Genomic DNA, 25,485 nt, shown 5'->3' on the forward strand with positions numbered 1-25,485 from the left:
TTTAATAATTGATTTATAGAATCATTATTAATTTATCTCAAAGAAAAACAGAAGATTTTTTTACTTATTGAAAGTCGTTAAGCTAAACAAAGGCACTTCGTTTATTGAAAAAAGACAAAAATGGTATTACTTTGATAAGTTAAAGTTTATATTGAGCGTAGTCGAAGTGCCTTTGTGTATATTACAGAATTACAGATAATTTCAGAATAATTTACACGCAAAATTAAAAGCTGTAATTAAACTGAAAAAACAAAATAGTTTTAATTTTTGTGACTTCGATCTTGATTGATTTGTGCAGTATCAGAAACTTCCTGTAAGGTACGAATGCTATCACTTTGAGGATTGTTAACCGATTGTTTTTTGTTTTCCTTATCAATATACTGAGTTTCAGATTTTGTACATGAAGCAGCGAAGGAAATAATGATCATTACTGATAATAACTTTTTCATAGGTAAATATTTATTGTTTTTATTTCTGATATTTAATCGCATGATATTGATGATGAATGTTTTACAGTCACAGCGATACAATATAGAGGATTTGGTATTCCAAATGTAATCAATATCTTCTATAGATCTTATGACAGCGATCATAAGAAATTTACCACTACTGATGAGATATGCTTTGGGTCATAATTTAAACAACGGTTATATTGATAGTTTTACAAAAAATATGTTGTGTTCTTTTTTGTAATGGTGAAGCGGACAACATTATAAACCGGTATAATGATTAAAGCCTATATTCTTGTTCTTTCGTTTTTGTGTGTAAATTTTTGCTTCTGCCAACAGCTTAGTATAAAAATTCTGGAAGATGCCGCAGAAAATGAATTTGTTTTGCTTGATGAATTGATGAGGAATCATCAGTACACCAGAGAATACGATCCTGAAGAGACAAAGTACAGAGTTTACAGCAACAGTTCTAAAGATACAGAAAAGCTCGTTGTTCTGACAGTAATTGCTGTAAAAGATAAAACGTGTAAAAATATAGTGAGTGCAGTTTCCGGAAAAAAGACAGATATGAGGGACCTTAGAAAACAACTGTCGGATTCAGAATATATTTTTCAGGGAGAAAAAAGTCTTACAGATCAGATAAAGCTTCTGCATTATTCTAAAAATAATAAAGGAATATCTTTTACAGAAGAAATTACGCAATCTGGTGGTTATCAGATTTTATTTACCTGCAGATAAGCTTATAACTGATTTGTATTTACCGTAATAGACATTTGTTTTTACTAAAAGCATTTGTATGGCATACATTCTGTAATATAACAGCCAAGCAAATATTATTTATGGAACAAATCAACATTAAGGTAGCATTCTGCCTGCAGTGCGGAGGCTATCATTCATCGGCACCTGCTGATTTTAGCCAGGTTAATGATCCTGAAGTTACTGATCATTTTTTCTATCATGGGGAACCGTGGTTTACATTAAATAAGGAGACTTTCGAAAAGGCTCTGCTGCTTGAAGACACAGTAGTAAAAACATTGAACTTATCAAACCATAAAATAAACGATAAAAAATATTGTAAGTGCACACGGTCGCCAAAACCTGTCAATAAAATACAGGTCTATTCATTTCCTGTGTCTGACGAAATTTTAATGAATAAAAATCAGGTTTCGGATAGTGAGCTTTATTTTACGGAAGTGTACAGATTATGCTATAATTTTCATTAATTTTTTCTATATATTATTCTTCTAATTTTAATGAGAATCTAAAGAAAGGTTTAAATTATTATAATTACATTAATTGAGATTAATACTCGAAATAATCCGTCTTGTAAAACGATACAGGACGGATTATTTTATTTGAAAATGCTTAACACGTATTACGGAAGTTATTCTAGAATCTATAAACTTTTAATCTCTTTTGTGTAAATTAATCTTTACTACAGCTTAAATTTTTTATAAGAGTAAAGTTATATTTAGGAATTTTCAGAATTTCCTTTTTATGATCAATACTAATACACATTATTTATTTCAAAATTAATAATTTTTAGAAATAGGTTATGGTTTTTTATGTTGAAAATCAGTACTTTATTGTAGCGTTAAGTTAATAAAAGCTAAAAATGTTAAAATTATCAAAAAACTTTAATATATGACTTTGATCATAAATAATGGTAAGTATATTCTCGTAGATTTGGTATACCAAACCAGATATATTATGAAAACAAGTAATGCTACAGCATATTTGCTTTCTGCATTTTTATTACAAAAAATTGCAGACCTATTAGAAAAGTCCCAATTTTCTACCCAAAATTCAACAGGGTAATTACCATAATTTTCACGGTATATTTTAAAGATTTTTGATTGAACGTCAATAATCTTTCATTGTATGCTTTCATTATATCATTGATCATCCTGAACGAGAATACGTTCAAGACTGTCAATTAATGCTAAAAAAAAACAGAAATCCGAATACTAGTCAAGGGTTTTTGAAATCACTCAATATTAATATTTAAAAAATTCAGTTATGAACAACAGAAATTCAAACAGAAGCAATTCAGGTAACCGATCTTCGCAAAATGACAGATCAACACTGGAAGAAGTTTATCAATTAGGTTATGATCACGGTTTTACCGATGCATCGGAAGATGAAGATTATGATGATGATTTCTCAGATTATGAGGATTATTATGATGATGACAATGAGGACGACGATTATGAAGATTACGATAATTATGATGACGACGATGATTATGATGATGACGAAGACTATGACGACGATGATTATGATGACGATGACTATAATGACGACGATGATGATAATGGTGGAGGTCGTGGAAGATCTGGACGTTCAGGAAACAGAAATCCAAATAGAGATAGTCAGGGCAGATTTACTTCAGGTGGAAGAGGCTCTAGAGGCGGAAATTCAGGTTCTGGATCAGGATCAGGAAGAGGAAGATCAAATAGCGGCAGCTCCGGCAACTCAGGACGAGGTTCAAATTCAGGAAGGGGTTCCAATTCAGGAAGATCTGGAAATTCAGGGAATTCAGGTAGAGGTTCCAATTCAGGTTCAGGAAGACAGGGATTTGCATCTATGAGCAAATCTGAACGTACCAGAATCGCACGTATGGGAGGCGAAGCTTCTCACGGTGGAGGAAGAGGTTCAAATTCAGGTTCTGGAAGATCTAACAGCAGTAACTCGGGAAGCAGTTCTAGAGGAGGAAACTCAGGTTCTGGATCAGGATCAGGAAGAGGCAGATCAAATAGTGGCAACTCTGGTAATTCTGGAAGAGGTTCCAATTCAGGAAGATCTGGAAATTCAGGTAACTCTGGAAGAGGTTCCAATTCAGGTTCAGGAAGACAGGGATTTGCATCAATGAGCAAATCTGAACGTACAAGAATTGCACGTATGGGAGGTCAGGCTTCTCATGGTGGAGGCAGAAGTTCAAATTCAGGATCAGGAAGATCTGGTTTTGGAGGAAGAAGAGATTCATAATTTATAACTCAGACTGCCTTTTTAATAAGAAAGGGCAGTCTTTCATTAATTAATCTTAAAATTTATAATAATATGGCAACTAAAACAAACAGTACAGCTGCTCAGACCACTGATACATCAGATATACAAAGCAAAACAGCAGAAAAAGATTCTTCTACAATGAAAGTAGATAATGCAACAGTAGAAAAAGATGAAATGAAAAACGCACCATTGCATAAATTCTTTGTAGATGCTTTAAAAGATATTTATTATGCAGAGGAAGCAATAGTTTCTGCATTGGGAAAAATGCAGGAAGCTGCAACAACAGAAGAACTGAAAGATGCATTTGAGGATCATCAGCTTCAGACTAAAAAACACATCAGCCGATTGGAAAAAGTTTTCAAATCTATTGATGAAAAACCAGAGAAGAAAAAATGTGATGCTATCGAAGGGATCATTAAAGAAGGGGAGGAAGTAATCAAATCGACTCAGGAAGGAAGTATGACAAGAGATGCAGCTCTTATTATAGCTGCACAGAAAGTTGAACATTACGAAATTGCTACTTATGGCGGTCTTGTACAGCTTGCCATTACGATGGGTCACGATAAAGCAGCAGATCTCCTGGAAAAAACGCTTCAGGAAGAAGAAGATACAGACTATGATCTTACTGAAATTGCAGAAACGTATATCAACTTTGAGGCAGAACAGGAAGATTAAGTCCTACTTTATTCAGCCATACGGTCAATGATTTCGTATGGCTTTATTTTTTAATACTATGAATTTATGGATCAACAAAAAAAATATGCTCTGATTACCGGAGCTACAAGTGGTATAGGATACGAACTTGCGAAGTTATTTGCCAAAGAAGGCTTTAACCTGATCATTATTGGAAGGAAAAAAGAAACTCTGGAAGATAAAGCTAACGAATTCAAAAAGTTAGGGGTTGAGGTAATTCCATTGGTCAAAGATCTATTCAACAGTGACGAGGCAGATTCTATTTACGAAGATCTGAAGAAATTAAATGTGAGTCCGGAAATATTAGTTAATGATGCCGGTCAGGGAGCTTACGGAAAGTTTCAGGATACAGACATCAATAGGGAAACAGATATCGTAAATCTCAATATTTCATCAGTTATTATTCTCACCAAATCATTTTTAAAAGACCGCCTTCCGCAAAAATCTGGTAAAATACTGAATCTTGCATCTATTGCCAGCAAGGCTCCCGGACCATGGCACTCAGTATATCACGGGACAAAAGCGTTTATTCTTTCATGGTCTGAAGCTATCCGCGAAGAGCTTAAAGATACAGGAATTTCTGTGACAGCTCTTTTACCGGGACCTACAGATACAGATTTCTTTAATAAAGCTGATATGAACCGAAGCAAAATTCTCGAAGACAGAGATAATCTTTCTTCACCAGAAGAAGTGGCAGAAGATGGGTTCAAAGCTTTAATGAATGGCGATGATAAAATTATTTCAGGAATGAAAAATAAGCTTACTGTGGCGATGTCTAACATCTCTCCAGACAGTATGGCAGCTCACCGCATGAGCGAAATGCAGAAACCTGCAGATGAGAAATAACAGTTTTTTTACAATAAATAAAATCAGACAAAATGTTTAGAGACGGAGCAAGAAAAAGTGCTTGGCAGGAAGAAATAAAAAGATTTTCTTCTGTGAAAGTAAATTCAGATCATATTAAATTTGACGTTATTATTGCAGGTGGCGGAATTACAGGGATTTCGACTGCACTGCATCTTCAGAAGCTAGGTAAAAAATGCCTTCTTGTAGAAGCTTCAAATATCGGATTTGGTACAACAGGCGGAACAACCGCTCATCTCAATACTTTTTTTGATACTACTTTTGATGAAGCAATCAGCAAATACGGTGAAGATCAGGCTAAGCTGCTGGCTGAGGTTGGGAAGGATGCCATTGCAATTATTCAGAATAATATTACGGCACATGAGATTGATTGTGATTTTGAGACAAAATCGGGATATGTTTTTGCTTTGAATGATGCACAGAATAAAAAGCTGGAGAAAATGGTAGAAGGCTCAAAAAAAGTAGACGTAAATATGGAATTTTGTAAGGGGATTTCGTTTCCTGTTCCGTTTGTAAGTGTTGCTATGGTTCCTGATCAGGCTCAGTTTCATCCGGTGAAATATATCAAAAAACTAGCAGAAGCGTTTATTTCTTCAGGCGGTACTGTTTTAGAAGATTGTATCTGTATAAGTCATCTTGAAGAAGATTCCACGATTACTGTGAAAACTTCTCAAGGCGAATTTAAGACAGAGAATCTTGTTTACGCCACTCATACGCCGCCCGGAGTCAATATTCTTAATATGATGACGGCTCCTTACAGAAGTTATGCAATAGCTTTCGAAATTAAAGATAATAAGTATTCTGACGATCTGATTTATGATCTGGAAGATCCTTATCATTATTACCGAACCCATATTATCAATGGACAAAAACTTCTCATTGCAGGTGGTGAGGATCACAAAACAGGGCATGAGGATACGGGAGTCTGTTTTTCAAACCTGGAAAACTATGTTAGAAAATATTTTGATGTAGGAGCAGCGGCATACAGTTGGTCCAGTCAGTATTACGAATCGGTAGACGGCTTGCCTTTCATAGGAAAACTGCCCGGAAGCAGCGGAAATGTTTTTACGGCAACAGGTTTTATGGGTAACGGAATGATTTTCGGAACCATCAGTTCGCAGGTTATTGGTGATTTAATTATAAAAAAAGAAAACAAATATGAAAAGCTTTTTGATCCGGGAAGAGTGAGACCTGTTTCAGGCTTTAGTGATTTTGTAAAAGAAAATGCAACATCAGCATTTGATTTTATTAAAGACAAGCTCTTTATGACAAAAATCGACAGTCTTGCGGAAATAAAAGATGGTGAAGCTAAAGTAGTGAAGTATGAAGGTGAATCTTATGCCGTTTACAAAGAATCTTCTGACAAGATTCATGTACTCAAAAGTACTTGCCCTCATACCCACTGTGAAGTACGGTGGAATTCCGCAGAAATAAGCTGGGACTGTCCTTGCCACGGCTCCAGATTCTCTGTAAACGGAAGACTTCTTACTGCGCCTTCTACCCAGGATTTGCAGAGAATAATGCTGGATGATAAGTAAGTATTGAGCATATCTGTATTCTTTTAAATAATTAAATATATTACTGAATTATTTATAATAAAACCATGAAACCTAAGAACATCCCCGGAGTTCCCAAACATTATAAGGGAAGCTACCATGATACTGAAAGTGTAAAAAATATTGAAAAACATGAAGATATTGATTTTCAGTTTAATATTCTGAAACAACGTTTTTTTGCAATTAATAACTGGCGGAAATATTGTCCGGAAAGCACTACAGATTTTAAACTTTTCGATTCTGCGGGAATCAGTACAGAACGGATTCCCGAAATTGGAGATTACATCAGAATTGATATTCCCGGACCTGGCGGAAGTGAAGGCAGATCATTCGATTGGGTTCAGATCGTAATGTTGGATAAAGAATCTGAAGATTTTGTATTAATGCAATGCAGACCCTGTCATGATCCTGCAAAATCAGGAAGCAGAAAAGTTGCCCATTTTTATTCTAATGCGGCAACTTCTACTTTTGTTGTTTCAAAACATACAACCTTTATAAAAGCCGGTATTTATGGAAGAAATGAATCTCCTAATTTCAATTCCGGTTTTTTTAACAGTTTAAGAAACCTTTTGGTCGCTGTCGGAGGAATGCTCGGGTTTTCAAAGATACAATGGAAATGTCTGAGCAACGGTCTTGTGAATTTCTAAACAAATAAAAAAACACAGCTTCATTTTCATTTAAATTGCAGCCTAAACGGACCTTCAAAATACGTTTCATAAGAATCTACCAGATTTCCTTTAAGGTCGTAAACACCAATTTCTATATTTTGTTTGGATAATTTCATCTCATTCTCAGGGAATGAGATTGTAATTGTCCCTTTGGCTATTTTGTCTCTTTCTACTGTAATTTTTTCTGATTGCGTGAAGCTGATTCTGCCATGTTCCGGCGAAATAACTTTGACTGTCAGAATTTTCTTGTCATTCGATTTATTCAGAAAAGTATAATTGTATGAGTTGGTAATCATGCCGTCTCTTACAAAAAAGGTACTTCCCGCAGGTTTTATGAATTTGGCTTCAAGGTCTCCTCTGCTGTAAAGTAAAAAGCCCAATAGAAGCTGTAATCCAACCAGCAGAACAACAAAAATCTTCATTCTTCCGGTAAATCTGGTTGGTTTTCTGGTTTCAATTTCTTTTTCTGAAGCATATCTGATAAGACCTTTCGGCAGACCCACTTTTACCATTACCTCATCACAAGCATCTATACAGGCAGTACAGTTTACACATTCAAGCTGTTGTCCGTCACGGATATCAATACCCGTAGGACATACTACTACACACTGAAAACAATCTATACAGTCTCCTTTTCCGGCAGCTTCACGATCTTCGCCTTTTCTCCATTTTGCTCTGTTTTCACCTCTTTTATAATCATAAAATACATTGATGGTTTCTTTATCTATCAAAACTCCCTGCAATCTTCCGTAAGGACATACCAATGTACAGACCTGCTCTCTGAACCACGCAAAAACAAAATAAAAAGCCAGAGTAAAAAGCATGATAACAATAAAATTGGTAGGATGTGCCAAAGGTCCTTCTGCAATAGTCTGAAATACTTTTTCGTATCCAACAATCGTCATCATCATAAAATGCGTAAAGATTAAAGACAGAATAAAAAAGATGGTCCATTTTAGTGATCTTTTCCAGATTTTCTCACTGTTCCATTCCTGCCGGTCGAGTTTCATTTGTCTGTTTCTGTCTCCTTCAATAGCAAATTCAATTTTTCTGAAAACACTTTCCAGAAAGATGGTCTGCGGACAAATCCATCCGCAGAATATTCTTCCGAAAGCGATGGTAAATAAAATAATACAAACTAATCCGACAATAGCTCCCAAAGTAAGAAGGAAAAAATCCTGGGGATAAAACGGCTGTCCTAAGATAAAGAATTCACGATCTATCACGTTCAGCATCAGAAAAGGATTTCCGCCGATTCTGATAAATGGAATAATTAAATAGATGGCAAGAAGAATATAGGCAACAATGGTTCTGTAATTGGTGTATTTACCTTTAGGTTTTTTAGGAAAAACCCATTTTCTTTTTCCGGACTGTTCCATAGTTCCAATGGCGTCCCGATAAGTTTCCGGATCTAAGACCTGACCTTGTCCACCGCGTATTTCTGAGTTTTCATTTAAAGACATTTGTAATTGGATTGTTTGGTGTGAAATAATAAAATCTGTAAAGCCTAATACAATTATAAGACCACATTATCTTAGTGAAAACAATAATTATTTGATAGTCTGTGGTTTATGATTTCAGTCATAATAATTTATGTGAGAATCTTTTAAAAGAAAAAATAAACCGCTGTGATTGTAAGCATAAAGAGAATAAATTTAAATTATGTAATTTCGATTAAAATCAACTCAATCACAATCATTGTACGAACTATTAATATGGAAGTTTATTCTGGACAGCCTTATAAATGGATATGCCGTTTTCAATTGAGAAGTGATTCAATCTAAGGAATATATTTCCTGCTTAATTCTTATATTTTATGGAACTTGAAAAAAATCTTCTTTCCGAAATCGGACAGTTGTTAGCAGATATTGATGAAACTGTAGCTGTTGCAGAAAGTGTTACCTCTGGTTATCTTCAGTTTTGTCTTTCTCAGATGAAAGATGCCTCAAAATTTTATTGGGGCGGAATTACCACTTATACCCTTGATGAAAAAGTAAAATTTCTACAGATCAGCAGGAAAGAAGGCGAGAAATGCGATTGTGTATCAGAAAATATCTCTGAAGTAATGGCACTGAATGTTGCAAAATCTTTCCAAACCGACTGGGGAATATCAGTAACAGGTTATGCTACTCCTGTAGAAGAATCAGATTTTAAACTTTTTGCCTACTTTAGTTTTAGTCATAAAGGCAAAATTGTTTACAGCAAAAGATTAGACCTGCATCCGCGTACACAGTCTCAGAATGCGCAGATTTGTTATGCAGAATATATTTTAGGCTGCTTTAAAATACAATTGGAAAAACATCTTTCACAACAATATGATAATACTATGGAAAATTTAACTTTAAAAGACAAAACTGCACTTATTACCGGTGGCAACAGCGGAATAGGAAAAGCCATTGCTCTTCTTTTTGCCGAACATGGAGCCAATGTTGCCATTATGTACTATGATGGAGATGATGAAGCAAAATCTACTGAGGAAGAAATTGTTGCATCCGGTAACAAATGCATGATGATGAAGGGAGACGTCGGTGACAGCAGTTTCTGCGAGCAATCTATGCAGAAAATAATGGATGAATGGGGACAGATTGATATTTTGATTAATAATGCAGGAACACAGATTCCTTCAGATAATATTGTCAATCTAAAAGAAGACGACATCCGCAAAACTTTCAATTCAAATATTATCGGGATGATATTGCTTACAAAAGCTGTTTTTCCACACTTGAAGGAGGGCGGATGTATTATCAATACAACATCAGCCGTAGCGTATCAGGGACACGCAGAATTACTGGATTATTCTGCGACAAAAGGAGCAATAGTTTCATTTACCCGTTCACTTGCTTTACAGGCAAAACCATTGGGAATAAGAGTAAATGCTGTAGCTCCCGGTCCGGTAGCAACACCGCTTACAAAAAAAACTTTCGGAGAAGAGGAAGAAGATCAAAGCCAACCGCCTTTGCAGAGAAATGCTTCTACAGAAGAAATTGCTCACAGCTACTTATTTCTGGTTAGCGACGGATCCGTACAAATGACAGGTCAGGTTTTGCATCCGAACGGCGGAATTATTGTAAATGGCTAAAAATCTGTAACCATGATTAACGGAGTTATTTTTCAGTTTTTTCACTGGTATCATGAGGGCGATCTCTGGAATGAATTTGCAGAAAAGGCACCATATCTGAATGAATTAGGAATAACGGCTGTGTGGCTGCCGCCTGCAACAAAGTGTTTTCTTGGTACGGAGGGAAGGGGTTATGATGTTTATGATCATTATGATTTGGGGGAATTTTTCCAGAAAGGAACGGTGAGAACAAGATACGGAACTAAGCAGGAATATCTTAATGCTATTCAGAAAGCACACGAGTGCAACATTCAGGTATATGCTGATGTGGTGTTAAATCATAAAATGGGCGGTGATAAAACTGAAAGCGTAACTGTGCATGAAGTTGATGCTGAAAACCGGACTCAGAAAATAGGAAATCCTTTTCAGGCGGAAACTAAGACATATTTTAATTTTCCAGGCAGAAACGGAATGTATTCTGATTTTGTATGGGATTATCAATGCTTTAGCGGAATTGATATTATTAAAGTAAACGGAGAAGAAAAAAAAGGAATTTTTAAGATCCACAATAATTCCGGCACCGAATGGGATGATTCTGCAAGTCACCAGTTCGGAAACTATGACTATCTTATGGGTGCAGATGTTGAATATCGAAACCCTGAAGTAGCAAAGCAAGTAAAAAACTGGTTAAAATGGTATTTGGATCTTACCAAAGCAGATGGTATAAGGCTGGATGCGCTTAAGCATATTTCATCAGATTTCCTTATACAACTTATTGATTTTATTAAGAATGAAATTAATTAAGATTGTTTTATAGTAGGTGAGTACTGGAAAGATAAGCCTGATATAATATCTGCTTTTTCAGAGAAGATTAATCATCAGATTTCATTGTTTGATGTGCCTCTTCATTACAATTTTCATGAAGCTTCAAAAAAATACAGTAAATATGACCTGCGAACAATTTTAAAAAACAGCTTTTTAGAAGAGCATGCCCGGATTTCTGTATCATTTGTTGAAAATCATGATACACAGCCTTTGCAGGGATTAGAATCTTCGGTTACTGAATGGTTTAAACCTTTAGCTTATGCGATAATATTACTTATGGAAAAGGCATATCCGTGTGTTTTTTATGCAGATTTTTATGGAGCTGAATATTGTGATGCTAAAGATGGCGCAATTCAGAGAATAACATTAAACAAAGTTGAAATTCTTCCGAAATTACTTGAAGCCAGAAAGAGATTTGCTCCGGGCAACCAGATCAATTATTTTGATCATCCCAACTGTATCGCATGGCTTAGAAAGGGGAGTGATATCTCTTTATCCTGTCTGGTTATTATTTCTAATGGTAATGTTGATCGAAAAGCAATTACCCTTGGAAGCTGTTTCGGCAAAAGTAAATTTGTTGATTTTTTAGGTTACAGATCCGAAACTGTTGAGTGTGATGAAAATGGCAAAGGAACCTTCATGGTAAACCCCAAATCTGTAAGTATTTGGGTAATGGAATCCTAAAGGTTCCTTTGCCTTGTAATTATTTTATTCTGTTGTATATCAATTTGGTAACTATTGCTCCAAATGTATAATATCCTATGGTCATTAGCTTTTTCTTGTTGTTTTCGGCTACGGGTGTATCGTCTAATCCTAATTTTTCGGGAAGCATTATAGCACCAACGCCTGCTGCAATACCGCTGAGAACTTCGTGATTGGTTGCCGTTCCTGCATAATAAACTGCATTGCTGATAACGTCACCAGCTAACGTAGCTGCGTAGATAGTATCAGGATCAGATAATTGTATGTCATTGGCTTCAGCAGCTTTTTGCAATGCCTCTTCTCCAATTTCATTAATGTGCGGAACGTCTTCAAAATTCTTTCTGATGACTTCATGCAGGATGTTGAGGGCGATCGCTCCTCCCAGTCCTGCGATTAATTTCTTAAGCATAATATATTTATTTTAAGTGATAATTTATGATTTACTGTTCTTTCCGGGCTGCATGATCATTCTGATGGAAGGATTATTAGTAATAAACAATCTGAACCATTCTGTAGCCAGTCTTATTTTAGTTCTGAAACCGGTCAGCGGAATTATATGGATAAAAAGCCAGGTAAGCCATGCAAAAAATCCCGTGTAGGAAAAAGCCGGGAGATCTACTACGGCTTTAAATTTAGAGATAATAGCCATACTTCCTTTATTCTTGTAGATAAATGGCTGCATAGCCTCTCTTTTTCTATGTTTCTGAATATTTTTAGCAGCCAGTTTCGCCTGCTGAATAGCAACTTGGGCAACTTGAGGATGACCTTTTGGATATTCTTTATCATTAAGCTGCAGGCAAATATCGCCTAATGCAAAAATATTTTCAAAACCGGCAACACGGTTGTACTCATCAACCAGGATTCTTCTTCCTTTTCCTAAAACATCTTCAGGAATCCCCGGGACTTCTTTTCCTATAACTCCGGAAGTCCATATCAGGCTTTCTGTCTGGATTTTCTTTCCGTCAGATAAGATAACATTTCCGTCAATATAGTCCTTTACCGAGACATTCAGAAGGATGTTTACGCCGAGTTTTTTTAGATTTTCATAAGCTGATTTCTGTGCCTCATCACTCATAGGAGATAATAAAGTAGGGAGCGCATCCACAAGGTAAAGATGAGAAAGATTAAGCGGAATCTCCGGATATTCTTTTTCGGCAATATAAGATCCCATCTCTGCGATCATCCCGGCAAGTTCTACACCTGTTGGTCCGCCTCCTGCAATTACAATATTCTGCAGACGTTCTGCTTTTTCTGGATCTTTGTTTCTGGATGCCTCTTCTAAAGTTAGCAAAATATGATTTCTAAGATATAACGCTTCATGGATAGTTTTCATCGGAAGAGCGCATTTTTTTACATTTTCCATACCAAAAAAATTGGTTTCGGTTCCCATACAGATTACCAGATAATCATAAGATATACTGCCATTGTCGGTTTCAATAGTTTTTGTTTCAGAATTAATTTTTTTAAGACTTCCCATGTGAAAATTAAAATTTTCATAGTCTGCAAAAAGCTTTCTGAAAGGATAGCTGATGTGAGAAGGCTCTATAAAGGCTGTAGCAACCTGGTAAATAAGAGGAGGAAAAAAGTGGTAATTATTTCTGTCAACCAGAGTTATTGTGAAATTCTTATTATCAGCAATATTTTTTATCAAATTAATTCCGGCAAAACCTCCTCCAAGTATAACGATGTGGTTTTTCATAAGTAAAATAAAATGTGAGTAGTGTATGATGACCGCTTCAATAATAAGACCAAAGAAGATTGCAATAGGATCATTTTAATACATAGGTACTAATTATTGCTTTAAATTTTAATTTTTCAGTAATGAAAAATTGGATTTGAATAATTTATTTCAGGATATTTTCAGGGATAGATATTATTAAAATAATTGATTATTTTTAAAATTATGATAATTTGGCAGCAAAATTGTTAGTAAAACACAAAACAAATTACATTAATCAACCAAATAAAATATTATGAAAAATTCAATTCTTACAGTTCTGGCTGTTGCAGCTATGGTTTCATGTAACAAAAAAGAAACAACCACTGCAGACAATTCTTCTGATACCATGATGATGACAAATTCTGATTCTATGACAACGCTGGATGACTCGGCTACAACTGCAGGTACAATGGGAACAGAAAACTCAATGCTTAGCTCGCAGGACAAAATGTTTGCAGATGCAGCAGCAAGCGGAGGAATGATGGAAGTAATGATGGGAAAATTAGCTGAAACCAATGCAACCAGCGAAACTGCAAAATCTTTAGGGGCAATGATGGTAAAAGATCACAGTGCAGCTAATGAAGAGCTTAAAAAGTGGGCTGAAGCAAACAATTACACATTGCCTACGTCAATGAAAGCAGAACATCAAAAAAAATATGATGAACTGAAAATGAAAAAAGGAGCAGAATTTGATAAAATGTATGCCGACATGATGGTTACAGATCATAAAAAAGATATTGCTGAATTCAAAAAGCAAGCTGCTGAAGGAACTGAATCTTCTCTTAAAACATTTGCAGGTAATAAGGTTTCTACCTTAGAACATCATTTGATGGAAGCTGAAAAAGCAAAATCTACTTTAAAATAATTGATTAAGTCAGATAAAAAAAGCCGTTATTTAAATATAAATAACGGCTTTTAATTTTTTAAATTTATTTGATTATTTCATTAATTTTAGAAATATTTTCGTTTTTGTATTCTGTATAGACATGAGAATGAAAATCATTTAATTTTCTGAGTAATTCCAAAAGCTCGGTCTTCTCCTTATTTTCAAGTTTTCCGGCGAGAATTCTGGAAGTCATATTCACTTTTTCAACGGAGCGGTGGAAATAATCTTCGCCTTTTTCGGTGATGTTTAAACGCTTGCTTCTCTTATCTTCGTTGTCATTTTTTTCCTCAATTAAACCATATTCAAGCAGACGTTTGATAATCTGCGTACCCGTCTGTTTTTCGTGTCCGTTCCTTTCAATAAGCTGAATTTTAGTAAGATTAGGCTCATCTTTTAGTCGGTAGAGATAGGTAAATTCTTCATTGGCAAGTTCTGGAAAATCATTCAAACCTTTTCGAATGAGTTGTTTAGAATATCGTCCTAAAAGCAAAACCTGTTTGCAGATTTCATTTTCCGTAAACGAAACCTGGTGCTGTTCTTTCTTAAAAAGCTTGGTCGGACTTTCTTTTCTGTATTTTTTATCATTCAGCCATAACCTGAAATCCTCAATGGTGGAGTGAGATCTGTAAGCATCGGAATTTTCAAATTCTTTAACCTGATGAAGCAGATCAATGAAAAAGTCAGTATTCATAGTACAAATTTAATATAAATTTTTTTTCTTTTTTATAGTCTTACACTTCCCATTCCGCCATCAATTCCAAAAATCTGTCCGGTAATCCAGGACGACTTATCCGAAATCAGGAAAGCTGTCATTTCTGCAATTTCTTCCGCGGTTCCTACTCTTTGCAAAGGATGTCTTTTCGCAGAGGCTTCCCTTTTCTCGGGTGTTGCTAAAAGTTGTGATGCCAGATTGGTGTCCGTTAAAGAAGGCGCAATTGCATTCACCCTGATTTTTTGTGCCGAAAATTCTGCCGCCAGACTTTTTGTAAGACCTTCCACTGCGTTTTTGCTCGCTGCAATTGAAGCGTGAAAAGGCATTCCCAGTTTTGCCGCCACGGAACTGAAAAGAACAACCGAAGCTGAATCTGATTTTTTAAGATTCGGCAACAGTTTCTGAATAATTTTTACCGCTCCCAAAACATTGATCTCAAAATCATTCTTAAAATCATCCACAGAAAGTCGGTTAAACGGTTTCAGATTAATGCTTCCCGGTGCATAGACCAATCCGTCCACAACTTCAGGAAAGTTGATTTCATCTAAATTTCCCGAAAGAATGTCCATTGTGTGGAATTCAATATTCGGATGATTCAGTTCTGGATTTTCCGTTCTGGAAATCCCGATAATTCTGTTTTGTTCTGAAAGGATTTTTGCCGTTGCCAATCCAATTCCTTTTCCGCAACCAATGATGACGATATTTTTCATAATGATTTATTTTTATGTTTTTGAACACGAAGTTCACAAGGTTTACATTTTGAGACACTTCGACAAGCTCAGTGTGACATCTCTAATATTAACTGTTTTTACGCTGTCAGGCTGAGCTTGTCGAAGCCTTTATATGTTGTGCTTTTTTTATACTTTTTTTAATTTTTAAAGTATACTTCCAAACAATTCTTTTGTGTCTTTTGTGGTAAAATTTACCTTTTAGAAATTTTATTATTGCTGATAACTCTCTGTCTGCTGCATTTAAAACGGTTAATCTCTTCGCTTCTTTTCTTCAGATGTTTCTGGCTCACTCCCGAATTCACTCTTTTTCTCCAAAGCTTAAAACTCGATTCTTTCAGTTCCGAACGCATCAGTTCAATCACTTCCGATTCACTGATTCCGAACTGAAATTGTATCGCTTCAAACGGCGTTCGGTCTTCCCACGCCATTTCGATGATTCTGTCGATTTGTTGTATGTTGAGGTTTTTATTCATTTTTTTTAATTTGATAAATATTCTATCAATTGCGTCGGGCTTTAGCCCGATGTTATAGTTTAATTTACAAAAAGCTTTAGCCGAAATATATTTTTAAGTTTTGGCTAAAGCCAAACATTCTATTCTTTTTGAAAGCTAGTTTTTTGCTTTGCTGAGTGAAACGCCTTTGCGAACCTAAAAGCAGTTAGTATTTAAAAAAAATCTTTGCGAGCTTTGCGTTAAAACCAACTCAATTTTATTTTAAACTTCCAATAACTTCCTTCGCCGTCTTAAAATGCTGTTTTCGTTTTTCTTCCGGCATTTTCTCCAATGTTCTCAGCATCATTCCCAATCTTGGATTTTTAGCAAAAAATTCTTTGTTGTCATTGATGAAATTCCAAAACAGCGCATCCCATTTTTCATTCCATTCTCCATCGGGATAATCGCTCATTTTTTTGATGTAATTGCTTCCGCTGATGTACGGTTTCGTGCTCATTTTTCCGCCGTCCGAAAAACTGCTCATTCCATACACATTCGGAACCATTACCCAGTCGTAAGAATCGATGAACATTTCCATAAACCATTGATAGACCTCATCCGGATTGAACTGACAAAGATTCATAAAATTGGCAAAGATCATCAGTCTTTCGATGTGATGGGCATAACCGGTTTTCAGGATTTTCTGAAGCGAACTGTCAATCGGGCGGATTCCTGTTTCGGCGGTGTAAAAAGATTCCGGAAGTTTTTGCTTGTGTTTCCAATAATTTTTATTCCGCTGATACGTTCCCTGATACACATAAACCCCGCGAACAAATTCTCTCCAACCCAAAATCTGTCGGACAAAACCTTCAAGAGAATTCACCGGAATATCATTTTCTTTTGCAAATGAAATCGCTTTTTCCAGCACATCTTCAGGTGTTAAAAGTCCGACGTTCATCAACGGAGAAAGCACGCTGTGATGCAGAAAATGTTCCTTTTCAACGATGCTGTCTTCATAAACGCCAAATTCAAGAAAACGGTTTTCAAGAAACTGATCCAGCCAATGTTCCGCTTCCTTAAAAGTAGTCGGGTAGAGCTGTTCATCCGTAAGTGTTCCGTAATTCTTGGCAAAATGTTTCTCGGTGTAATCTTTCGCTTCCTCGTAAAATTCATTGCTTTTCGGAAAATGAATCGAAGGCGCTTTTTTATTTTTCGGATATTTTTTCCGGTTTTCTGTGTCGTACGTCCATTTTCCGCCTAAAGGTTTTCCTGCTTTCATCAGGATATTTCGGGTGATTCTCTGCTGTTTGTAAAAATCAGTCTGATGATAAGATTTTTTACCCTCAAAATAATCTTTCAGATCGTCTTTGGTATTGATGAAAAGCGGACTGTCAAGAATTTCGAGTTCCAGTTTTGTTTCCTTTAATCTTTTTTCCAGCCAATTGTCGCAAACATCCGTTGTTTTTATCGTTGTAAAATTTTCTTTTTCAAGCTTCGAAATTAAATTTCGGATGTCTGAATATTTGGATGAACTTTCAATATATTCAACCTCAAAACCTGCCTTTTTTAGTTCATTTTCATAAAACTTCATTGTCGCACGATGAAACGCAGTCTTCTGTTTGTGAAATGGATACTGTTTAAAAAACAGAAATTCCTCAATCAAAAGCACAGGCTGATTTTTATCCAGATAATCCGTATCCTCAAAAAGCTGATGCGGAAAAATCAATTGGGCGGTATGTTTCACTGTTTTAGCCATAATTTTCTGAATTCTTGATTAGCATCATACATTTCCGCCTGTTTCTCAGGGTTAAAAGTCCGGTCACGGTTGTCATTTCCGACTCCGGCAAGATACATCCAGTTGCCGTAATTGCTGTGAACATCATAATCGATCAGCATTTCCTCAAAATATGCCGCTCCGATTCTCCAGTCCTGTTTCAGGATTTTACAGAAATAGGAAACGACATTTTGACGACCACGATTGCTCATCCAGCCAGTATTTTTCAATTCAAGCATATTCGCATTGACGAAATCGGAATCCGTTTCTCCGTCTTTCCATTTTTGAATCAATGTTTTATTGTTTTCAACGAAATATTTTTGATGATTGATTCCGCTTTTCCAGAAAATCAAATCTTTGTACTGTAAGGAAATATATCTGAAAAAATCCCGCCACAACAATTCAAAAATCAGCCAGTACGTCGAATCATTGGATCCGAATTCCTCTTCATATTTCTTAATTTCATAGTAAATCGTGACCGCAGAAAGACTTCCGTCAGACAACCAAGCGGAAAACTTTGAACTGTAATCTGTCCCCACCAAACCATTTCGGGTTTGTTTGTATTGACTCAAATTTTGTGTTCCAGAAAAATAATGATGCAGCCTTTTCAGAGCTTCATTTTCTCCGCCCGAAAAAGGAAAAGCAGTTCTTTCATCCATTTCAAAATCTTCAAAACCGAGCGATTTCAACGAAATGATATCGCTTTTAAAATGAATTTCTGATTTATTATACATCAAATCTTCCGATTCAAATTCAAGACGAATCAGCAGATTTTTTTCAATTTTTTGTCTAAAACTGGTAAAAAGCATCGGAATTTTATCCAAAGTTTTAAAAACAAAAAGCGGATGAACCAAAAATTGTGAATATGATTTTTCCCAAATTGCGAATGGGATCACTTGCCGGATTTTTGCTTGAAGTTCGTTTTCCTCTTTTGTCCATTCTTCCTGACAGAAAATCTTCACGATTTGAAATTGTTCAGAAATTTCTTTGAAAATATCTTCTGTTTTGCCGTATCTGACTGAAAAAGGAATTTTCTGTTTCGCTAAATTCTGCTTTAAATCTTCTACACTTTCCAATAAAAATTTTGTACGGTATTTTCCGATTTTCCTGAAACCAAATTGTTTTTGAACAAAAAATTCAGCGTCAAAAATATACATTGCAAGAAAAGGCAAATCTTCCTGCATTGCTTTGTATAAGGATTCTGAATCTCTAGTTCTCAAATCTTTGCTGAACCAGAGGATGTTGATTTTTTGTTTTTCCGGCATCTTTCGCTGCAATATTTTACTTCGTCCCAGTTTTTCTTCCACTTTTTGCGCCAGTTGAATGGCAGTCCGCAGACTTCACAGATTTTGGAGGGTAATTGTGAAGGCATATTTTTATTAAATTTTAGTTTAAAAACAATTGTAATGTGTAGTAGCTCAATTTCTATTTGGTTAAAGTTTTAATTTTGATTGTCATTAAATATCTTTAATTATCAGGTCGCTCGTACGGAGCTCCCTCTTATGGGTCTTTATTTTTTCTATTAACAGCAAATTCCTACGGAATTTTGTGATGCTCCGGTAGGAGCTAACTGTTAGTAGAAAACCATTTTGTGTAAGCAGGAGCTCCGTAGGAGCGACCTGTTAATGATTTATTTATTCCAACAAAATTATTTTCAAACCTTTTTTGCTCTTTGAATATTTAAAATTCATCAAAAATCTGTTGTGACTTTTAATGATCTTTCTGTGATTAAATATCACTTACAATAATTTTTAAAATTATTAATTGCCACATCTTTCGCTTTCAAATCGTGCATCATATTGTACAATCCGAAAAACGTTCGGTTCAGGTAAATAAAATGTCTGGAACCTCGGTTGGTATTCATTCCTTTCATATCACTTGCTTTGGCGTATTTTTGTCCCAAATCAGCAATTTCCTGAAAGAATGATTCATCTGAAAAATCGAATTTTTCCTGATTAAATGGTCTTGTAAACAATTCCAGCAACTCGTAGAATAATTTGGCAAAAAATTCTTTTTCTTTTTCTGAATCATCTTCACGCAAAATTTCCAGCGTGAACAATTTCTCACGGAATATTTCAGGATTCTTAAGATTTTCCTCTTTTGCCAACTCAAAATACGGAATGTAAAAATCTTCCGGAATTTCCTTGATGCAGCCAAAATCGATAACCAACAGTTCTTTGTTTTCAGAAATCAGAAAATTTCCAGGATGTGGGTCGGCGTGAACTTTTTTCAGAATATGCATCTGATACATATAAAAATCCCAAAGTGTCTGTCCGATTTTGTTCAAATCTTCCTGAGAATTCTGTTTTTTGGTAAATTCCGAAAAATGAATTCCCGACATCCAATCCATTGTAATGATTTTCTCACACGAATATTCAGGATAATAATGCGGGAATTTCACATTCGGAAGATGATTGCATTCTTCTGCAAAGTGTTGACTGCATTTTAGTTCCAAGTTATAATCGGTTTCTTCAAACAGTTTGTCTTCCACTTCCTGAAAATAAGATTCGGAACCTTCTTTTTTGATGTTGAACATCTTCATCGCAATCGGTTTTACCATTTTAAGGTCACTCGAAATGCTTTCTCTTACGCCGGGATACTGGATTTTAACCGCCAGTTTCTTGCCATCTTTTTTTGCGGTATGAACCTGTCCGATGCTCGCTGCATTAACGGATTCGGCAGAAAATTCATCAAAAATATCTTCCGGATTTTTCCCGAAATATTTTCGGAATGTTTTCTTTACCAAAGCACCTGACAAAGGCGGAACGGAAAACTGCGAAAGGGAGAATTTCTCCACATATTCCACCGGAAGAATGTTTTTTTCCATACTCAGCATTTGGGCAACTTTGAGCGCGGAACCTTTCAATTCTTTCAGTGAGTCGTAGATGTCTGTTGCATTTTCCTCGTTCAGAATTTTTCGGGCTTCATCTTCATCTTTTGTTATTTTATTTCCGTAATATTTCAGGTAATTGACACCGACTTTCGCTCCTGCTTTGAGCAGGCTGCTTGTCCGTTCTAATTTTCCTGTAGGAATTTTATCTAATGTTTTCATTTTTAAATTTTGTTTGTAATGTGTTTGATGTACTAAGCTCCTTTGGGAGCTTTATCTGTGTAGCTTAAAGCATTTGTTCTTGGCGGCACTCCGTAGGAGTGCAATCAATTCAGCTTCATCTTTTTTCATTTTAAGATTGAACTCCTACGGAGTTCTCTTCAATACGATTATTCGTAATTTCTACACAGATTTCGCTCCTACGGAGCGCAACATTCTACTGTTTTTCTTTTATTTTTCGCAGCAGAGGTGCCTCATTCTTTTACCTTTAATTTTGAATCGGCGAATTTCGCAGCCCGACCTGAGTGGAGCTCTTTTTGTAAGACTGGGAAAAGCATTGGCACAAAAAAGCGAGAATCCTTCGACAGGCTCAGGATAAACTCAGGGCGGAAATAGCTGCCCAAATAAATAATCGCTTTATTTGAAGCCAAAAGCTATACATTAACTCATTTTAAACTTTTCCTTCCACAGAAATTTCCCAAGATCGAAAACTTTTCTTAACGGTTCATTATCCATTAATTCAAAACCGGTGTCGATGGTTTTTTCGATGAAAATATCGGTCTTTTCAAAATCCGGAGAAGTGTCTTTTTTCCAGAAATCAATGGCGGAAATCAAATGGAGCCAAAGTGCTTCCTGTCTTGATTTTTCGTTGAATTTTCGGATGTCTTCTTTCGCTTTTTCAATCATTTCCCATTCGTTGAAATTAAGGGTATTGACAAATTGTTTGTGGGTTTCCCTAAGATTCTGAAGCGTTTTGATGTTCTGAATTTTATTGCTTCCCAAAATTGATAATACCAGAGAACGGTTCATCGTCATATTTTCAAAGAAAATATAATAGACATTCAGGAGTTTTTCTTTGGTTGTCACTTCGCTCGAAGAATTAACTTCCGAAGCGAGTTCCAGAGATTTTGTGAAAAGATGATTCACAATTTCTCTTTCGATTTGCTCAAATCCTGAAAAATAATGGTAAAACTCTTTTTCCTCAAAATTATTTTCTTTGGCAAAAAGATAGACGTTTTTAGGTTTTTCTCCGTGATTCAAAAGATAATCTCCGTATAATTCAAATATTTTTTCCTGCGTGATATTGGCTTGTTCTTGCATAATAGAATTTATTTATTGACAAATTTAGTAAATAAATTTACATTTAATTAAAATAAAGTATAAATTTGTACTATATAAACCATTTAATTTTTGAATTATGTTGACAATACAGGCACAATCGAATATACCTACAGATTTTGGAATGTTTACTGTTTATGCGTTCTCAGAACACGAAGAAGACTGGAATCCGCACTTGGTTTGGGTGGCAGAAAATACAGATTTCAGCAAAACGGTAAACGTGCGTTTTCATTCTGAATGCATCACAGGCGAGATTTTTCATTCTAAAAAATGTGAATGTGGACAGCAGTTGGACGCAGCAATGAAATATATGTCGGAAAACGGCGGAATGATTATTTATCTTCGACAGGAAGGGCGTAATATCGGAATCATCAATAAATTAAGAGCGTATGCGCTTCAGGAAAAAGGTTTTGATACGGTGGAAGCAAATTTGAAATTGGGTTTGCCTGCGGATGGAAGAAATTTTGATGTGGCAGTTGAAATGCTTAAGATTCTGAACGTTAAAGAAATTAACCTATTGACCAATAATCCGGATAAGCTTAAATCTTTGGAAAACAGCGGAATTAAACTTAACCATCGGGTTTCTTTGGAAATAGAATCGAATGAGGTGAATGAAAGTTATCTTTCAAAAAAGAAAGATTATTTCGGGCATCTGTTGGAAAAGGTATGATTTTCTCACTAGCTGAGAAATAATTTTACACACCAAAACTCAAATCTAATGCAAAAAATTCTGCTTACCGGAGCTACCGGATATATCGGAAAACGAATGATTAACGTAATCGCTGCACAAGGTTATCAGGTAATCTGCTGTTGCAGAGATAAAAACCGTTTTTCTAAAAGTGTGGATATTGATGATGCACAGATTGAAGTGGTGGAAGTGGATTTCCTGAAACCTGAAACGCTGGAAAAAATTCCAAAAGATATTTCCGGAGCGTATTACCTGATGCATTCGATGAGCAACAGCAATGATTATGCAGAAATTGAAAAACAATGCGCCGTTAATTTTTCAGATTATATTGAAAAAACCGATTGCAAACACATCATCTATCTTTCGGGTTTGGCGAATGAAAAAGAATTATCTCAACATTTGAGTTCAAGATTTGAAGTTGAAAAAATCCTGATGAAATGTAAAGTTCCGGCAACAGTTTTACGGGCTGGAATTATCATTGGCTCAGGAAGTGCCTCGTTCGAAATCATAAGAGATTTGGTGGAAAAATTACCAGTGATGGTGGCTCCGAAGTGGCTCCATACAAAATGTCAGCCGATTGGAATTGCCAATGTGCTGGATTTTCTGATTTTTACTTTATTTAAAGAACAGGCATATCATAAAAATTTCGATATCGGATGCGATAATGTTTTGACATATAAAGAAATGCTTTTGGAGTTTGCCAAAATCAGAGGACTGAAACGAAAAATTTTTACGGTTCCTGTAATGACTCCGAAATTGTCTTCGTACTGGCTCTATTTTATTACTTCGACATCTTATAATTTAGCTTCTGCATTGGTGGGAAGTATGAAGATTGAAGTCATTTGCAGACCGGAAAGCCTTGCGGAAATTAAACAGATTACCGGAGTTCAGCCATTTTCTTATGATACGGCTCTGAGAAGAACGCTGGCTAAAATTCAAGACAACGAAATTGCCTCAAGCTGGAAAGACAGTTTTATCAGCAGCAGAAGCGATTCCAGCCTGAAAGATTATCTTGATGTTCCGAAGTATGGCTGTTTTACAGATTTAAGAACCGAAGAATATGATGACCGTGAAAAATGTCTCGACAGAGTTTTTTCATTAGGCGGAGCGAACGGATGGTACGGTCAAAGTCTCTGGAAGATCCGTGGATTTATGGATTTACTGGTGGGCGGACCCGGATTGAGACGAGGAAGAACACATCCCGACAAGCTTCACGAAGGCGATGCGCTGGATTTCTGGCGTGTTCTTTATGCCAACAAAGAAGAAGGAAAACTGATTCTCTTCGCTGAAATGAAACTTCCCGGAGAAGCCTGGTTAATGTTTAAAGTCTACAAAGGTAAACTTTGGCAAAAAGCGGTTTTCCGACCGCACGGATTATCTGGAAGATTATACTGGTATTCCGTTTTGCCGTTTCACGGAATTATTTTTAAAGGAATGGTGAAGAGATTGATTGGCAAATAGTATTTCCTCTAGCATTTACTTATAAGTAAAACAATCAATCTCTATATCGGTTGTTGATTACAAATTTTTCGAGCTTACTTTGTTATAAATATGATGAATAAGACCGTCTGCAACAGATATTTTTGGAACAAAAATCTTCGTGATTTCTGACCATGTCATAACATTGTTGTAAATTTTGAGAGCATGAACCAAAACGTCGGCTCTGTCTTGTCTGAAACCATATTTTGTCATTCTTTCTTCCACCGTAAGTTCATTAAACTCTTTATAAACTTTTTTAAGGTGAGCCGAAGAAATTGGTCTGCCGTCTTTTGTTTTACTCATTGAGAAAACTTTATTGATATTTCCGCCGGATCCAATAGCCACAATGGGTTTTTTGCTGGAAATATTTTTCTTTATTTCTTCTTTCATTTCCTTCCAATTTCTCTCTGTAACGAGATTATTAAGCAATCTTATAGTGCCGATATTGAAGGATCTTTCGTAGATCATTTTGCCGTTTTCATAAAAAGTAAGTTCTGTGGAGCCACCGCCAACATCTACATAAAGGTAAGCGAAATTTTTATCAAGTCCTTCTGCCACGTGGTTTTCATAGATAAGTGTAGCTTCTTCGTCCCCCGAAATAATTTCAATATCTATTTCTAAAGTCTGCTTCACCTGCTGTATAATTTCCTGACCATTGGCTGCATCACGCATTGCACTGGTTGCACAGGCTCGGTAATGATTTACTTTATAAATTCGCATCAGATCACTGAAAATCTTCATAGAATCAATGACCATTTTTTTTCGTTCATCACCAATTTTTCCTATGGTGAAAACATCCATTCCCAGTCTCAAAGGAATTCTGAGCAGATTAAGTTTAATAAACTCAGGTTTACTGTTCTGAATTTTCACTTCATTGATTAAAAGTCTGGCTGCATTACTTCCTATGTCTATCGCTGCAATGATCATATCTGATGATGAATTTTATTGAAAACTTTAAATATTACACAAATATAGGATAAATGGTGAAAAGATTATTGCCATGACATTCTTTAAGGCAACTTAATAATATAAAAAATCCCCAAGCTTTCGCTCAGGGATCATATTTAATAAG

28 protein-coding genes are annotated in these 25,485 nt (G+C 35.7%); 15 read left to right on the top strand and 13 right to left on the bottom strand.

Annotation, left to right across the window (positions count from 1 at the left end):
• Nucleotides 1-260 precede the first annotated feature (260 nt).
• The gene (locus tag AC0NBN_RS02815) at nucleotides 261-449 is read right to left on the bottom strand and encodes a hypothetical protein (protein ID WP_143883627.1); all 189 of its coding nucleotides are present in this window, start codon (nucleotides 447-449) and stop codon (nucleotides 261-263) included.
• A gap of 276 nt (nucleotides 450-725) precedes the next feature.
• On the opposite strand from AC0NBN_RS02815, the gene AC0NBN_RS02820 reads away from it, so the two are divergent.
• From AC0NBN_RS02820 to AC0NBN_RS02855, 8 genes are all read left to right on the top strand, one after another.
• Nucleotides 726-1,187: a hypothetical protein gene (locus AC0NBN_RS02820; RefSeq protein ID WP_160811534.1), complete on the top strand. Its 462-nt coding sequence runs from the start codon at nucleotides 726-728 to the stop codon at nucleotides 1,185-1,187.
• Between the two features lie 101 nt (nucleotides 1,188-1,288).
• Nucleotides 1,289-1,672 carry a hypothetical protein gene (locus AC0NBN_RS02825; protein WP_160811535.1) on the top strand — a complete coding sequence of 128 codons (384 nt, stop codon included), beginning with the start codon at nucleotides 1,289-1,291 and terminating at the stop codon, nucleotides 1,670-1,672.
• Between the two features lie 421 nt (nucleotides 1,673-2,093).
• Nucleotides 2,094-2,267: a hypothetical protein gene (locus AC0NBN_RS02830; RefSeq protein WP_160811536.1), complete on the top strand. Its 174-nt coding sequence runs from the start codon at nucleotides 2,094-2,096 to the stop codon at nucleotides 2,265-2,267.
• Nucleotides 2,268-2,468: 201 nt separating this feature from the next.
• Nucleotides 2,469-3,437: a KGG domain-containing protein gene (locus AC0NBN_RS02835; protein WP_160811537.1), complete on the top strand. Its 969-nt coding sequence runs from the start codon at nucleotides 2,469-2,471 to the stop codon at nucleotides 3,435-3,437.
• Between the two features lie 72 nt (nucleotides 3,438-3,509).
• Nucleotides 3,510-4,133, top strand: a complete 624-nt coding sequence (locus tag AC0NBN_RS02840) for a YciE/YciF ferroxidase family protein (protein WP_160811538.1) — start codon at nucleotides 3,510-3,512, stop codon at nucleotides 4,131-4,133.
• 66 nt (nucleotides 4,134-4,199) lie between these two features.
• A complete protein-coding gene (locus tag AC0NBN_RS02845) occupies nucleotides 4,200-4,997 on the top strand; it encodes an SDR family NAD(P)-dependent oxidoreductase (RefSeq protein WP_160811539.1) in 798 nt (265 codons plus the stop codon).
• 32 nt (nucleotides 4,998-5,029) lie between these two features.
• Nucleotides 5,030-6,553: an FAD-dependent oxidoreductase gene (locus tag AC0NBN_RS02850; protein ID WP_160811540.1), complete on the top strand. Its 1,524-nt coding sequence runs from the start codon at nucleotides 5,030-5,032 to the stop codon at nucleotides 6,551-6,553.
• 65 nt (nucleotides 6,554-6,618) lie between these two features.
• Nucleotides 6,619-7,218: a hypothetical protein gene (locus tag AC0NBN_RS02855; protein ID WP_160811541.1), complete on the top strand. Its 600-nt coding sequence runs from the start codon at nucleotides 6,619-6,621 to the stop codon at nucleotides 7,216-7,218.
• 26 nt (nucleotides 7,219-7,244) lie between these two features.
• Here the strand turns inward: AC0NBN_RS02855 and ccoG are convergent, their stop codons facing one another.
• The gene (ccoG, locus tag AC0NBN_RS02860; RefSeq protein ID WP_143883635.1) at nucleotides 7,245-8,702 is read right to left on the bottom strand and encodes a cytochrome c oxidase accessory protein CcoG; all 1,458 of its coding nucleotides are present in this window, start codon (nucleotides 8,700-8,702) and stop codon (nucleotides 7,245-7,247) included.
• 353 nt (nucleotides 8,703-9,055) lie between these two features.
• Between ccoG and AC0NBN_RS02865 the strand changes: the two genes are divergently transcribed.
• The 3 genes from AC0NBN_RS02865 (at nucleotide 9,056) to AC0NBN_RS02875 (ending at nucleotide 11,806) form a co-directional block, all read left to right on the top strand.
• Nucleotides 9,056-10,318: an SDR family oxidoreductase gene (locus AC0NBN_RS02865; RefSeq protein WP_160811542.1), complete on the top strand. Its 1,263-nt coding sequence runs from the start codon at nucleotides 9,056-9,058 to the stop codon at nucleotides 10,316-10,318.
• A 12-nt stretch (nucleotides 10,319-10,330) separates the two neighbouring features.
• Complete coding sequence (locus tag AC0NBN_RS02870) at nucleotides 10,331-11,101, top strand: alpha-amylase family glycosyl hydrolase (protein WP_160811543.1); 771 nt, start codon at nucleotides 10,331-10,333, stop codon at nucleotides 11,099-11,101.
• A 93-nt stretch (nucleotides 11,102-11,194) separates the two neighbouring features.
• Complete coding sequence (locus tag AC0NBN_RS02875; RefSeq protein ID WP_160811544.1) at nucleotides 11,195-11,806, top strand: alpha-amylase domain-containing protein; 612 nt, start codon at nucleotides 11,195-11,197, stop codon at nucleotides 11,804-11,806.
• A gap of 19 nt (nucleotides 11,807-11,825) precedes the next feature.
• Here AC0NBN_RS02875 and AC0NBN_RS02880 read toward each other — a convergent pair whose 3' ends face one another.
• Both AC0NBN_RS02880 and AC0NBN_RS02885 read right to left on the bottom strand, forming a co-directional pair.
• Nucleotides 11,826-12,233 (bottom strand): hypothetical protein, encoded by a 408-nt coding sequence (locus AC0NBN_RS02880; protein WP_143883637.1) that lies wholly within the window; start codon nucleotides 12,231-12,233, stop codon nucleotides 11,826-11,828.
• A gap of 24 nt (nucleotides 12,234-12,257) precedes the next feature.
• Nucleotides 12,258-13,523 carry an NAD(P)/FAD-dependent oxidoreductase gene (locus AC0NBN_RS02885; RefSeq protein ID WP_160811545.1) on the bottom strand — a complete coding sequence of 422 codons (1,266 nt, stop codon included), beginning with the start codon at nucleotides 13,521-13,523 and terminating at the stop codon, nucleotides 12,258-12,260.
• 274 nt (nucleotides 13,524-13,797) lie between these two features.
• On the opposite strand from AC0NBN_RS02885, the gene AC0NBN_RS02890 reads away from it, so the two are divergent.
• Nucleotides 13,798-14,409 carry a DUF4142 domain-containing protein gene (locus AC0NBN_RS02890; protein ID WP_143883639.1) on the top strand — a complete coding sequence of 204 codons (612 nt, stop codon included), beginning with the start codon at nucleotides 13,798-13,800 and terminating at the stop codon, nucleotides 14,407-14,409.
• Between the two features lie 64 nt (nucleotides 14,410-14,473).
• Here the strand turns inward: AC0NBN_RS02890 and AC0NBN_RS02895 are convergent, their stop codons facing one another.
• The 7 genes from AC0NBN_RS02895 to AC0NBN_RS02925 form a co-directional block, all read right to left on the bottom strand.
• A complete protein-coding gene (locus AC0NBN_RS02895) occupies nucleotides 14,474-15,121 on the bottom strand; it encodes a MarR family winged helix-turn-helix transcriptional regulator (protein ID WP_160811546.1) in 648 nt (215 codons plus the stop codon).
• A gap of 32 nt (nucleotides 15,122-15,153) precedes the next feature.
• Complete coding sequence (locus AC0NBN_RS02900) at nucleotides 15,154-15,852, bottom strand: SDR family oxidoreductase (protein WP_160811547.1); 699 nt, start codon at nucleotides 15,850-15,852, stop codon at nucleotides 15,154-15,156.
• Between the two features lie 212 nt (nucleotides 15,853-16,064).
• Complete coding sequence (locus tag AC0NBN_RS02905) at nucleotides 16,065-16,346, bottom strand: TIGR03643 family protein (protein WP_160811548.1); 282 nt, start codon at nucleotides 16,344-16,346, stop codon at nucleotides 16,065-16,067.
• A gap of 235 nt (nucleotides 16,347-16,581) precedes the next feature.
• The gene (locus AC0NBN_RS02910; RefSeq protein WP_160811549.1) at nucleotides 16,582-18,060 is read right to left on the bottom strand and encodes a cryptochrome/photolyase family protein; all 1,479 of its coding nucleotides are present in this window, start codon (nucleotides 18,058-18,060) and stop codon (nucleotides 16,582-16,584) included.
• Entirely contained in the window at nucleotides 18,045-19,343 is a 1,299-nt protein-coding gene (locus AC0NBN_RS02915; protein ID WP_160811550.1) for a DASH family cryptochrome, read from the bottom strand. Before AC0NBN_RS02915 ends, AC0NBN_RS02910 begins: the two co-directional genes overlap by 16 nt.
• Nucleotides 19,295-19,450 (bottom strand): DUF2256 domain-containing protein, encoded by a 156-nt coding sequence (locus tag AC0NBN_RS02920; RefSeq protein ID WP_160811551.1) that lies wholly within the window; start codon nucleotides 19,448-19,450, stop codon nucleotides 19,295-19,297. Before AC0NBN_RS02920 ends, AC0NBN_RS02915 begins: the two co-directional genes overlap by 49 nt.
• A 363-nt stretch (nucleotides 19,451-19,813) precedes the next feature.
• Nucleotides 19,814-21,130 (bottom strand): ABC1 kinase family protein, encoded by a 1,317-nt coding sequence (locus AC0NBN_RS02925; protein WP_160811552.1) that lies wholly within the window; start codon nucleotides 21,128-21,130, stop codon nucleotides 19,814-19,816.
• 79 nt (nucleotides 21,131-21,209) lie between these two features.
• Here AC0NBN_RS02925 and AC0NBN_RS02930 point away from each other — a divergent pair, with 79 nt between their 5' ends.
• The gene (locus AC0NBN_RS02930; RefSeq protein ID WP_160811553.1) at nucleotides 21,210-21,506 is read left to right on the top strand and encodes a hypothetical protein; all 297 of its coding nucleotides are present in this window, start codon (nucleotides 21,210-21,212) and stop codon (nucleotides 21,504-21,506) included.
• Between the two features lie 62 nt (nucleotides 21,507-21,568).
• Here the strand turns inward: AC0NBN_RS02930 and AC0NBN_RS02935 are convergent, their stop codons facing one another.
• Complete coding sequence (locus AC0NBN_RS02935; RefSeq protein WP_143883647.1) at nucleotides 21,569-22,228, bottom strand: TetR family transcriptional regulator C-terminal domain-containing protein; 660 nt, start codon at nucleotides 22,226-22,228, stop codon at nucleotides 21,569-21,571.
• Between the two features lie 97 nt (nucleotides 22,229-22,325).
• Here AC0NBN_RS02935 and ribA point away from each other — a divergent pair, with 97 nt between their 5' ends.
• Nucleotides 22,326-22,916, top strand: coding sequence for a GTP cyclohydrolase II (gene ribA / locus AC0NBN_RS02940; protein WP_143883648.1), 591 nt, complete (start codon nucleotides 22,326-22,328; stop codon nucleotides 22,914-22,916).
• A gap of 48 nt (nucleotides 22,917-22,964) precedes the next feature.
• On the top strand, nucleotides 22,965-24,395 hold the full coding sequence (locus tag AC0NBN_RS02945) for an SDR family oxidoreductase (protein ID WP_160811554.1): 1,431 nt from the start codon (nucleotides 22,965-22,967) through the stop codon (nucleotides 24,393-24,395).
• Between the two features lie 57 nt (nucleotides 24,396-24,452).
• Here AC0NBN_RS02945 and AC0NBN_RS02950 read toward each other — a convergent pair whose 3' ends face one another.
• The gene (locus tag AC0NBN_RS02950) at nucleotides 24,453-25,340 is read right to left on the bottom strand and encodes a Ppx/GppA phosphatase family protein (protein ID WP_160811555.1); all 888 of its coding nucleotides are present in this window, start codon (nucleotides 25,338-25,340) and stop codon (nucleotides 24,453-24,455) included.
• Between the last annotated feature and the right edge of the window lie 145 nt (nucleotides 25,341-25,485).

It is taken from the genome of Chryseobacterium sp. L12 (assembly GCF_056133985.1).